We start from the raw sequence: 10,818 nt of genomic DNA, 5'->3' as shown, positions 1-10,818 counted from the left end.
GCTGCTACAGCATCGACATCCACCTGCGCCATGATCCCACGGCCAGCGAAGCCTTTGCCGACACCCATGTCCGGCGGCTGGAGGCAATGCGCAGACTGACACGCACCGTCGCCCGCGAACCGGACGGCACCTGGATCATCCAACCCGGCCACCTGGACCGCGTTGCTGATTATGAACGCACCCAGGCCCGGTTCAACCCGGTCACTGTCCGGGTTCTCTCCACAATGCTGCTGGAACAGCAGATCACTACCAACGGCGCCACCTGGCTGGACCGGGAACTGGTCTCCCCAAACCCAGCGCCCCTGCGCGATGCTGGTTTCGGTCGTGAGGTCCGCGACGCCCAGGCGCGCCGTCGGCAATGGCTGATGGTTGAGGATCTGGCCCGCGAGGAACAAGGCCGAACCTTCTACCGTTCCGACCTGCTGGCGACCCTACGACGGCGGGAGTTGCTGCGAGTGGCCGGTCAACTGTCAGACGAGCTGGGCCTGCCCTATGCCAGCGTCCCCCGTGGCCAACCCGTCGAGGGCACCTACCGCCGGACGGTGACCCTTGCCGGCGAGAAGCTGGCCCTGATTGAACGCAGCCGTGACTTCACCCTGGTACCCTGGCGGCCTGTGTTGGACCGGCATATCGGACAGCAGGTTTCTGGGACGGTCGCTGGCGATGGTGTGACCTGGAACTTCGGGCGGCAGCGTGGCGGGCTGGAGGTCGGTTGATCCGATGCCTTCTGGCGTATCACAAAGAGGAACGGTCCAATCGCCGGGTGGTTTCAGCTCTTGACGGGAGTGCCGGATGTCAGTGCCGCGGCAATCTCCGCAGCGGTATTGCGGGCGCTGCGGCCCACGCCGATCAGTGTCGCGGAACCGGGGCCGGTCCAGGTGCCGTAGCCGACGAACCACAGTTTGGGGTTGCGGTGGCAGCGGGTGCCGTCCAGCGCCACAGTTCCATCGGCCTCGATCAGGTCCAATCCAGCAACCGGGTCCAGGGCGGGGCGGAAGCCCGTGCACCAGATCACGGTGTCGATATCAGTCTGCGTGCCGTCGGTCCACAGGACGCCTGTTCGGGTGAAACGGGCGAAGGGCCGCACACTGCCCAGATTGCCGCGATCCCGTGCCGCCTTGACCGGGGCAACCATGACGATGTCGCCCAGCCCACCGGGCGGTGCATCCGGCGCGCGCCCTTCCTGAAACGCCTTGATACGGGCGGTCGCCCGCTGGAAAAGAACCCTGCCGTCGACATTATCGGGCAGGAAGACCGGGGGGCGCTCCGTCACCCAGGTTGGATGGGCTACCAGCGACAATTCAGCCTGCAACTGTGCTCCGGAATTGCCGCCTCCGACCACCAGCAGCCGTTGCCCGGCAAACCTGTCGGGCCCGCTATAGTAGGCAGAGTGGATCTGCTGTCCCTCGAACAGCTCTTGCCCCGGATAGGTTGGGATATATGGATGACGCCAAGTGCCCGTGGCCATGACAATGGCCCTTGCCCGCCACGCCCCTTTGTCGGTCATGATCGGCAGTCGGTCGCCGTCTTCTGCGATAGTCTGGACATGGACGGGCCGGTGAACGGGGAAGGCATAGCGCTGTTCATACCGGGTCAGATAGTCAATGACGGCGTCTCGGGACGGGTAATCATCGCCACCCGGCGGCATCGGCCAGCCCGGCAGCGAACTGTAGGCGGCGGGGGAGAACAGGCGCAGACTGTCCCAGGCATGCCGCCATGCCCCACCCGGTCCCGTCTCACCATCCAGGATGACAAAGTCGATGCCGGCCCGGCGGAGGTGATAGGCAGTGGCCAGTCCCGCCTGCCCACCGCCGATGATCACGACATCGACCTCTTGCCCCGTCATGATGCTTGGCCCGATCCACCGCCGATGGCCAGAGTTGTAAGATCGGTCGCAGGATCGACGGGCTTGCTGGCTTCCCGCCGTTCCGAATAGCGGTCTACCAACATGTCGGCATGGGGGCGCAGCAGCACGGTGAAACGGACCAGTTCCTCCATGACATCAACGATACGGTCATAATAGGCCGACGGTTTCATACGCCCGGTTTCGTCGAATTCCTGGAAAGCCTTGGCGACGCTGGACTGGTTGGGGATGGTCACCATCCGCATCCAGCGGCCCAGGATGCGCAGCGTGTTGACGGCGTTGAAGCTCTGCGAGCCGCCCGACACCTGCATGACGGCCAGGGTGCGCCCCTGGGTGGGGCGGATGCCCCCCATGGCCAGGGGAAGATGGTCGATCTGCGTCTTCATGATGCCGGTGATCTGGCCATGGCGTTCGGGGCTGCACCAGACCTGCCCCTCTGACCAGATGGAGTGCTCGCGCAGTTCGCGCACGGCCGGATGGTCGTCACCCTTCACCTGGTCGGGCAAAGGGAGGTCGGAGGGATCAAAGATCCGTGTCTCCGCGCCGAAATACTCCAACAGGCGCGCGGCCTCTTCCACCGCCAGACGGGAGAAAGAGCGATCACGCAGCGAACCGTACAATAAAAGGATGCGCGGCCTGTGCTCCAGCGGCCCCAGGCCCGGAGCTGGCCGCTGATGGGCGTAAGCGGGATCAAAGGCCGGGAGATGAGCCGGGTCGGACAGGACACGAAGGCGCGACATGGCTCACCCTTTCGCCGGTGCGGTTGCCGGATACCAGCGCCGGCCCAGCCACAGGGCCAGTTGCACCATCAGGATCAGGACGGGCACCTCCACCAGCGGGCCGATGACGGCGGCAAACGCCACCGGCGAGGCCAAGCCAAAGGCGGCGATGGCCACCGCGATGGCCAGTTCGAAATTATTGCCCGCCGCCGTGAAGGCGACCGACGTGGCGCGGGGATAGTCGGCGTCGATCAGACGGCCCATGGCAAAGCTGACCAGGAACATGATGAAGAAATAGAGCGTCAGCGGCACGGCGATGGCCAGCGCATCCATGGGCACACGGACGACATCCCCGCCCTTCAGGCTGAACATGGCGACGATGGTGAACAGCAATGCTGCCAGCGTGATGGGGGAGATGCGCGGCAGGAACCGGTTCTCGTACCAGCTCTCGCCCTTGGCGCGGATCAGGACCTTGCGGGTCAGGAAGCCGGCCAGGAAGGGCACGCCCAGATAGATCAGCACCGCTTCCGCGATGGTCCAGAATGAGACGTCGATGACGCTGCCCTCCAGCCCCAGCAGCGGCGGCAGAAAGCCCAGGAAGAACCAGGCATAGACGCTGAAGAACAGGATCTGGAAGATGGAGTTGAAGGCCACCAGCCCGGCCACATACTGGTTCGACCCGCAGGCCAGCTGGTTCCAGACCAGCACCATGGCGATGCAGCGCGCCAACCCGATCAGGATCAGGCCGGTCATGTAATCCGGCTGGTCGGCCAGGAAGATCACCGCCAGGGCGAACATCAGCACCGGCCCGATGATCCAGTTCTGCACCAGCGACAGGGCCAGGATACGCTTGTCGGCGAAGACCTGATGCAATTCCTCATACCGGACCTTGGCCAGCGGCGGATACATCATCAGGATCAGGCCGATGGCGATGGGGATGTTGGTGGTCCCCACCGACAGCCGGTCCAGCGCCGCTGGCAATCCCTCGAAAAGGCTGCCAAGCGCCACGCCCAGGGCCATGGCCGCGAAAATCCACAGGGTCAGGTAACGGTCGAGGAAGGAGAGACGGCGGGCGGGTGCAGCGTGGCTCACGATGGCAGACCTTGGAAACGGGTTTGGAAAACGCGGCCGATCACCGCAGACGGTGACCCGCCGCGTCCACGACGGCTTCGCCGTCTTCCTTGGCAAAGGCGGCTTTCTGTGCATCCGGCAGCAGGTCCAGGACCAGTTCCGACGGTCGGCACAGGCGCACGCCCAGCGGGGTGACAACAATGGGCCGGTTGATCAGGATCGGATGCGCCATCATGGCGTCCAGCAGCGCCTCGTCCGTCAGGGCCGGGTTGCTCAGCCCCAGTTCGGCATAGGGCGTGCCCTTCTCGCGCAGCACTTCACGCACCGGTATTCCCATGCGTGCGATCAGGTCCACCAGGGTTTCGCGCGCGGGCGGGGTCTTCAGATACTCGATCACCGTCGGTTCCACGCCGCTGTTACGGATCATGGAAAGCGTGTTGCGTGAGGTCCCGCAGTCGGGATTGTGATAGATGGTGATGCCGGTCACGCCATGGCTCCCTGCTGGCCCATTTCCGCCAGTTTGCGTTTCAGGGCCAATTTGTCCAGGGACGCAAGCGGCAGGCTCATGAACAGCTGCAGCCGGCGCTGGATCTGGCGGAAGACATCGGCCGTGAAGGCCGCCTTTTCCGCATCGGAGCCTGTGGCCGACGACGGGTCGGGGAAGCCCCAATGGGCGGTCATCGGGTGGCCGGGCCACACCGGGCAAACCTCGCCGGCGGCGTTGTCGCAGACGGTGAAGATGAAATCCATCTGCGGCGCGTCCGGGATGGCGAACTCATCCCAGGTCTTGGAGCGCAGGCCCGCCGTGTCATGGCCGAGATGCTCCAGCAGGTCCTTCACGAAGGGGTTGATACGTCCCGATGGCTGGCTGCCGGCGCTGAAGGCCTGGAACCGGCCTTTGCCCTCCTTGTTCAGGATGCACTCCGCCATGACGCTGCGGGCTGAATTATGGGTGCAGAGGAACAGGACATTGAAAACGCGCTCGGACATGATGTCTCCTTCGGGGAGTTTCGGTTGGGTCAATCCGGGCAATCGCCGGTGCAGCCCGGCACCTGGATGCCGCCGCAAATCTCCGGCCTGCCCTGGCAGCAATCCTCCATCAGGAAGGCCACCAGCTTGCGTGTGCCCTCATAGTCGGTGGCATAGAAGATCTGCCGCTGCACCCGCCAGGACCGCAGCAGGCCTGCCCGCTCCAGAATGCCCAGATGGTGCGAGAGCGTGGAGGGGGGAACGCCGACCTGGGCGGCGATCTCACTGGCATGCAGGCCGTTGGGTCCCCGTTGCACCAGCAGACGGAAGATGGACAGCCTAGTTTCCTGGGCAAGGGCCGCGAAGGCCTCTGTGGCGTGTTTTGATTCCATGATTCGATAAATATAGAATTGACTCTGGTTGTCAAGTGATGTCACAAGCCACGACGTGGGCGGCACGCAGAGTATATGTAAAAGAAAAGCCGCTCATGTGTCACGAAAGTGAAACATCAAGTGCCTCCGTCCTTGTGGGGTGGTGAGAGCTGGGTCGAGCCACCCCACTACTTCCGTAGGCATCCACTTGAAAAGACAAATTTTCTACTCAACGGCAGATCGGAGCGTGAAATGAAAACGAAACAGATTCTCCTTTCCACCATGATCGGCATGGCCTGCGTCCTGGGTGTTGCTGGTGCGGCCTCTGCCCGTGACCAGATCCGCATCGTCGGCTCTTCCACAGTGTTTCCCTTCACATCCACCGTTGTCGAGCGCTTCAGCCAGACCAGCAAGTTCGGCGCGCCGATCCTGGAATCTACGGGTACCGGTGGCGGTATGAAGCTGTTCTGCTCCGGCGTGGGCACCGACTTCCCCGACGCCACGGGTGCTTCGCGCGCCATGAAGGCGTCGGAATTCGACAGCTGCCAGAAGAACGGCGTTTCCCAGGTCACCGAGCTGATCATCGGCTATGACGGCCTGACCATCTCGCAGTCGAAGAAGGGCACGCCGATCAACCTGACCAAGGCGCAGCTGTTCAACGCCCTGGCCAAGGAGGTCGAGGTCAACGGCCAGATCGTCACGAACCCCTACAAGAAGTGGTCGGATATCGACAAGTCGCTGCCGGCCATTGAGATCGAGATCATGGGTCCGCCGCCGACCTCGGGCACGCGCGATGCCTGGGTCGAACTGGTCATGGAGACGGGCTGCAAGGAGTTCCCGACGATCAAGAACCTGGACAAGGCCCGCCATGACACGGTCTGCAAGACCATGCGCGAGGACGGTCTGTTCATCGAGGCGGGTGAGAACGACAATGTCATCGTTCAGCGCCTGGAAACCAACCCGAAGGCCTTCGGCATCTTCGGCTACAGCTTCCTGGAAGAGAATGTCGACAAGCTGCGCGGCGTGCCGGTCAATGGCGTGGAGCCGACCTATGACACCATCGCGGGCCAGACCTATCCGGTGGCCCGCCCGCTGTTCATGTATTTCAAGAACCAGCATGTCGGCGTCGTCCCCGGCCTGAAGGAATTCCTGGCGGAATATGCCTCCGAGCGCGCCATGGGTGACGAGGGTTATCTCGCCGACAAGGGCCTGGTGCCGCTGCCGGACGCCAAGCGCAAGGCCTCCGAAGCCGCAGCACTGAAGCTGACGCCGATGGCCAAGCCGGCTTCCTGATCCGGATTTTGCATTTCTGAGAATGAAAGCCCTTCGGGTGCCTGAACAGCACCTGGAGGGCTTTTTGTTTTCCGCCCACCGGCGCTTTTCGGCGGCGGCTTGCGTTATGTCAAGGCGTCGGAACGTGCTATGTCCTATCAAGAGACCAGATTCTGGCAATCGTTCAGCCCAAAGCCGGGTTTCGCGTCACATGCTGCGCCTGAAGCAGGCTGGCCTGGTGGTGGACCGGCGTGATGCGCAGTGGATGCGCTATCGGCTGAGCCCCGATCTTCCTCCCGCGACATTCCGCCTGCTGGCGGCGGCGCTGGAACGGGACGCACCTACAACCTGCGCCGCAGCGGCGTAACCCGGAGACCAGACCCATGTCGTCCCTGTTCTCCTGGCTCAACGACCAACTGCTGAAGATGCAGTGGCTGTCGGATCTGGTCTCCTGGCTGCTGTCGTCCGTGCCGGGCTTCGATCCGGCCAGCCGGTTGGGTGGCAGCGTCCATTTCTTCATCTATGACACGATCAAGATTTTCATCCTGCTCTGCGTGCTGACCTTCAGCATCTCCTACATCCAGTCCTATTTCCCGCCCGAACGGTCGCGGCGCATCCTGGGCCGGTACAGGGGCGTCGGGGCCAATCTGATCGGGGCCTTGCTGGGGACGGTGACGCCGTTCTGTTCCTGCTCGTCGATCCCGCTTTTCATCGGCTTCACCGGGGCGGGTCTGCCCCTGGGTGTCACCTTCTCCTTTCTGATTTCGTCGCCCTTGGTCGATCTGGCCTCGGTGATCCTGCTGGCCAGCATCTTCAACTGGTCCATCGCCATCGCCTATGTCCTGGTCGGGCTGGTGCTGGCGGTCCTGGGCGGCACCCTGATCGGCCATGCGGGGATGGAGGATCAGGTGGAGGATTTCGTCCGCGCGGTGCCCGTGTTGGATCAGGGCGAGACGGACCTGACCCGGCAGGAACGCATCGCCTTCGCCTGGGGGCAAGTGCGCGACATTGCCGGGCGCGTCTGGCCCTATATCCTGATCGGCGTCGGCATCGGTGCGGGCATCCATAACTGGATTCCGGCGGACCTGATCACCGCCTTGATCGGGCAGGATAAATGGTGGTCCCCCATCCTGGCCACGATCGTCGGGGTGCCGATGTATGCCGATATCTTCGGTACCCTGCCCATCGCCGAGGCGCTGGTGGCCAAGGGCGTGGGGCTGGGCACGGTGCTTTCCTTCATGATGGCGGTGACGGCCCTGTCGCTGCCGTCGCTGATCATGCTGAAGCGCGTGGTCAAGGGGCCGTTGCTGGCCTTGTTCTTCGGCATCGTCGTCACCGGCATCCTGGTGATCGGCTATCTGTTCAACGGCATTTCCCATCTGCTGGACTGATGACCGGCAGCCCATCAAGGAGACTGACATGGATATCAAGGTTCTCGGGTCCGGTTGCGCCAAGTGCAAGGCGACCGTCGATATACTGACGAAAGTGGCCGCGGCCAAGGGAGCGTCGATCACCCTGACGAAGGTGGAGGATATCCGCGATATCGTCGGCTATGGGGTGATGTCGACGCCGGCTGTCGTCATCGACGGCAAGGTCGTACATGCCGGCTCGGTTCCCAGCAGCGACAAGGTGGAGGGTTGGCTGCACGACTGAGATGGACAGGTACTGGAGATGTTTGCCAGAGGCAGGGAAGGTCTGTCCCGCCCCGGTGCGGGCAACTCCCGCCCGCCAAGGTGGTCATGGTTTTGTATTCCTGGAAACTTGGAAGGGTTGGCCCCATATTCGGACAGAGTATGGATCTGGAGCGCCTTCATGGATATCCAAGCCGCCGCCCGCTGTTTTGCCGAATTGGGGCATCCGTCACGCCTCGCCGTCTATCAACGGCTGGTGCAGGCTGGTGATGAAGGTATGCATGTCGGTGCCATTGCAGATGAACTGGGCATCGTCCTGTCCACCCTGTCCCACCATATTAAGCAACTGGTGCAGGCCGGGCTGGTGGAACAGGTGCGGGACGGACGCACCCTGATCTGCCGACCGATCTATCCGCAGATGGATGCGCTGCTGGCCTTCCTGCGCGAACAATGCTGTTCGCGGCCGGTCATGGCGGCGGGATGCTGCGATCCGGCGGCGGCGTGAGGGCTGCCAGCAGGAAGCCGGCCAGGATGGGGACACAGGCCCCAATCCCCAGCCACAACACTGGCCGGTAGGACCCGGACAGATCCCAGATCAGTGCAACCAGCAACGGCGCCAGTGCCTTGCACACCGAACCAGGCAGGCTCATCAGGCCATTGACGGCGCCATAGGCATGGGGCGTCAGCATCTCTGGCACGGCGGCCCCACGGATGATGGTCATGATGCCATTGGCAGCGCCATAGATGACGGCGAACAGCACCAGAGCTGGCATCCCGCCACCCGGCAGCAGCAACAGGGCGAGCGCCACCGGCAGGGCCAGGATGGTGCCCACCCCCACATGCCGGAGCGGCGCACGTTCGGCGATGGCGGCAACGATGACCCGGCCCGCCACCTGCGCCGGGCCGATCAGGGTCATGACCAGCACGACCGATGCTGTAGACAGATTCTGTTCCCTCAGCAGCGGATACAGGTGAAAGCTGATGCCCGAGAACAGGGCATAGTACAGGGTGAAGGCCGCCATCAGGCCCCAGAATGCAGGTTGGCGCAGCACCCAGCGGACGGTGCCATCATCGGCCGCCACAGCCCTGTGCGACAGCGTCGGCGTCGGTCGATCGATCACCCGCAGATGCAGGGGCAGGGCCAGGAACAGGTTGATGGCGGCCAGCACCTCCAGCGTGCCGCGCCAACCCAGCCGGTCCAGCAGGACTTGGGTCAGCGGGACAAAGACGGTGCTGGCAAAGCCACCCCACAGGGTCAGCGCGGTGATCCCAAGCCGCGCCTGGGGGCCAAAGCGGCGGGAAACGACGGCGAAACCCGGCTCATACAGGGTCACGGCCTGTGCCAGCCCGATCAGCATGAACAGCGGCGGCAGCATCCAGCCCGCCCCCACCTGTGACCAGATCAGCAAGGTCAGCGCTGCCAGCAGGGACCCGCCGGCCATGACCGCGCGGCCCTGGCCGCGGTCGATGGCACGGCCAACCGGATAGGCAGCCAAACCCGCCACGGCCAGCGCCAGCGACGCCAACCCGAAAATCTCCACCCGCGACCAAGTGAAGTCCGCCGCCATCGGTGTGGCCAGCAGGGGGAAGGCGTAGATCAGGCTGCCCCAGGAGATGATCTGGGCCGTGCCCAGTCCGGCAATGAAGCTGCGATGCACGGACAAGGCCCAGTCTCCCCCGATCACGCCGCACAGCAGGTCTTGGCCGCAGCCGCCGGCGGGCAGCCGCAACCGGGCGCGGCCGCGGCCTTGGCCGTGGCATCCTGGTCGCAGCAGGCATCGACACCGGCAGGTGCGGGGCCACCACAACAATCCGTTGACGCCGGGCTGCCAGCAAGGCTGACGCCGCATACGCCGGTTTCGGGCAACTGCAACTGTACCTCGGCGGCGGCAGCGAAATCGCCGGCCAGCAAGGCTGCGACCGACCGCACCTGCTCATAGCCGGTGGCCATCAGGAAGGTGGGGGCACGGCCATAGCTTTTGATGCCGACCGTGAAGAAGCCCGGTTCGGGATGGGACAACTCTCTGGCCCCATGGGGGCGGACGGTGCCGCAGCTATGCAGGTTCGGGTCGATCAGGGGGCCCAGAGCCGCCGTGCTTTCCAGCCAGGGATCCAGACCCAGGCGCAGTTCGCGCAGCATGGTCAGGTCGGGCCGCTGGCCTGTCGCGACGATAACCTGATCCACACCCGTGATCATGCGGCCATCACGGGCGGTGATCGCCAGGCTGCCGGCAGCTTGCTGAAACGAGGCCGTCTTGAAGCCCGTGTACAGTTCCATACGACCGCTGTCGGTCAGCCGACGCAGCGCGCTGCCCAGGGCTCCGCGGGCCGCCAGGGCATCGGCGTCCCCGCCGCCGAAGGTGCGGCGCAGATCCGTGCTGCGCACGGCCCAACTGATGCGGGTGCCGGGTGCCTGCTCCGCCAGATGCGCCAGGTCCAGCAAGGCGTTGGCAGCCGAATGACCGGCACCGATGACCAGCACATGCTGGCCAGCATAGCGCACCCTTTCCTTTCCCAGAAGATCGGGAATGGGCGGCGTCCATGTTGGGCTATCAGGCACAGCTCGGTCCTGCCTGGACCATCATCGCCGGTTGGCCCGTTTACCGCCCCTGGCAGTTGTTTGAGTGGTGGTACTGGTACGAGGCCTATGCGCCGCATGTCTTCGACAAGGCCGGCATGTTGGCCGGGGCCAGCGGCTTCATGGGCTGTGCCGCTGCCATCATCGGATCGCTTTGGCGCGCCCGGCAGACGCGGATGGTTACCACCTATGGCTCCTCGCGCTGGGCGACCTGCCGGGAGGTGGAGGGGGCGGGGCTGTTTCGGCCGGCGGGGGTCTTTCTGGGGCGGTTGGGGGGCCGGTACCTGCGGCACGATGGGCCAGAACATGTCATGGCCTTTGCGCCCACCCGGTCGGGCAAGGG

General features: G+C 64.2%; 14 protein-coding genes and 1 pseudogene. 7 read left to right on the top strand and 8 right to left on the bottom strand.

Annotation, left to right across the window (positions count from 1 at the left end; genetic code table 11):
• On the top strand, positions 1-716 hold a 716-nt coding region (locus KBA48_RS30295; protein ID WP_292912415.1), incomplete at its 5' end, for a DUF3363 domain-containing protein.
• A gap of 53 nt (positions 717-769) precedes the next feature.
• Here KBA48_RS30295 and KBA48_RS30290 read toward each other — a convergent pair.
• From KBA48_RS30290 to KBA48_RS30265, 6 genes are read right to left on the bottom strand one after another with little or no spacing between them, the layout of a single operon-like run.
• Complete coding sequence (locus KBA48_RS30290) at positions 770-1,846, bottom strand: ArsO family NAD(P)H-dependent flavin-containing monooxygenase (protein ID WP_292912414.1); 1,077 nt, start codon at positions 1,844-1,846, stop codon at positions 770-772.
• Positions 1,843-2,604 (bottom strand): arsenical resistance protein ArsH, encoded by a 762-nt coding sequence (gene arsH, locus KBA48_RS30285; protein ID WP_292912413.1) that lies wholly within the window; start codon positions 2,602-2,604, stop codon positions 1,843-1,845. Before arsH ends, KBA48_RS30290 begins: the two co-directional genes overlap by 4 nt.
• A 3-nt stretch (positions 2,605-2,607) precedes the next feature.
• Complete coding sequence (gene arsB, locus KBA48_RS30280) at positions 2,608-3,675, bottom strand: ACR3 family arsenite efflux transporter (RefSeq protein WP_292912412.1); 1,068 nt, start codon at positions 3,673-3,675, stop codon at positions 2,608-2,610.
• Between the two features lie 40 nt (positions 3,676-3,715).
• Positions 3,716-4,141 (bottom strand): arsenate reductase (glutaredoxin), encoded by a 426-nt coding sequence (gene arsC, locus KBA48_RS30275; protein WP_292912411.1) that lies wholly within the window; start codon positions 4,139-4,141, stop codon positions 3,716-3,718.
• A complete protein-coding gene (locus tag KBA48_RS30270; RefSeq protein ID WP_292912410.1) occupies positions 4,138-4,644 on the bottom strand; it encodes an arsenate reductase ArsC in 507 nt (168 codons plus the stop codon). The genes arsC and KBA48_RS30270 overlap by 4 nt, the downstream gene beginning before the upstream one ends.
• A gap of 29 nt (positions 4,645-4,673) precedes the next feature.
• Positions 4,674-5,015, bottom strand: coding sequence for a helix-turn-helix transcriptional regulator (locus KBA48_RS30265; protein WP_292912409.1), 342 nt, complete (start codon positions 5,013-5,015; stop codon positions 4,674-4,676).
• A 231-nt stretch (positions 5,016-5,246) separates the two neighbouring features.
• On the opposite strand from KBA48_RS30265, the gene KBA48_RS30260 reads away from it, so the two are divergent.
• The 5 genes from KBA48_RS30260 to KBA48_RS30240 all read left to right on the top strand — a co-directional run bounded on the left by KBA48_RS30260 (position 5,247) and on the right by KBA48_RS30240 (position 8,402).
• The gene (locus KBA48_RS30260; RefSeq protein ID WP_292912408.1) at positions 5,247-6,287 is read left to right on the top strand and encodes a PstS family phosphate ABC transporter substrate-binding protein; all 1,041 of its coding nucleotides are present in this window, start codon (positions 5,247-5,249) and stop codon (positions 6,285-6,287) included.
• Between the two features lie 190 nt (positions 6,288-6,477).
• Positions 6,478-6,633, top strand: coding sequence for a hypothetical protein (locus KBA48_RS30255; protein ID WP_292912407.1), 156 nt, complete (start codon positions 6,478-6,480; stop codon positions 6,631-6,633).
• 16 nt (positions 6,634-6,649) lie between these two features.
• Complete coding sequence (locus tag KBA48_RS30250) at positions 6,650-7,657, top strand: permease (RefSeq protein WP_292912406.1); 1,008 nt, start codon at positions 6,650-6,652, stop codon at positions 7,655-7,657.
• 28 nt (positions 7,658-7,685) lie between these two features.
• The gene (locus KBA48_RS30245; RefSeq protein ID WP_292912405.1) at positions 7,686-7,919 is read left to right on the top strand and encodes a thioredoxin family protein; all 234 of its coding nucleotides are present in this window, start codon (positions 7,686-7,688) and stop codon (positions 7,917-7,919) included.
• A gap of 159 nt (positions 7,920-8,078) precedes the next feature.
• Positions 8,079-8,402 carry a helix-turn-helix domain-containing protein gene (locus tag KBA48_RS30240; protein WP_292912404.1) on the top strand — a complete coding sequence of 108 codons (324 nt, stop codon included), beginning with the start codon at positions 8,079-8,081 and terminating at the stop codon, positions 8,400-8,402.
• On the opposite strand, the gene KBA48_RS30235 is transcribed toward KBA48_RS30240, so the two are convergent.
• Together KBA48_RS30235 and KBA48_RS30230 are read right to left on the bottom strand one after the other, a co-directional pair.
• Complete coding sequence (locus KBA48_RS30235; RefSeq protein WP_292912416.1) at positions 8,365-9,555, bottom strand: MFS transporter; 1,191 nt, start codon at positions 9,553-9,555, stop codon at positions 8,365-8,367. The genes KBA48_RS30240 and KBA48_RS30235 overlap by 38 nt on opposite strands.
• Positions 9,556-9,578: 23 nt before the next feature.
• Positions 9,579-10,400 carry an NAD(P)-binding domain-containing protein gene (locus KBA48_RS30230; protein ID WP_292912403.1) on the bottom strand — a complete coding sequence of 274 codons (822 nt, stop codon included), beginning with the start codon at positions 10,398-10,400 and terminating at the stop codon, positions 9,579-9,581.
• Positions 10,401-10,438: 38 nt separating this feature from the next.
• On the opposite strand from KBA48_RS30230, the pseudogene KBA48_RS30225 reads away from it, so the two are divergent.
• Positions 10,439-10,818 (top strand): annotated as a pseudogene (locus KBA48_RS30225) (conjugal transfer protein TraG); the annotation flags it as partial.

Origin of the sequence: Niveispirillum sp. (assembly GCF_017996735.1) — a bacterium.
Taxonomy (GTDB): domain Bacteria; phylum Pseudomonadota; class Alphaproteobacteria; order Azospirillales; family Azospirillaceae; genus Niveispirillum.
Note: the sequence above shows the minus strand (reverse complement) of the source record. Positions and strands in the feature narration are given on the sequence as shown.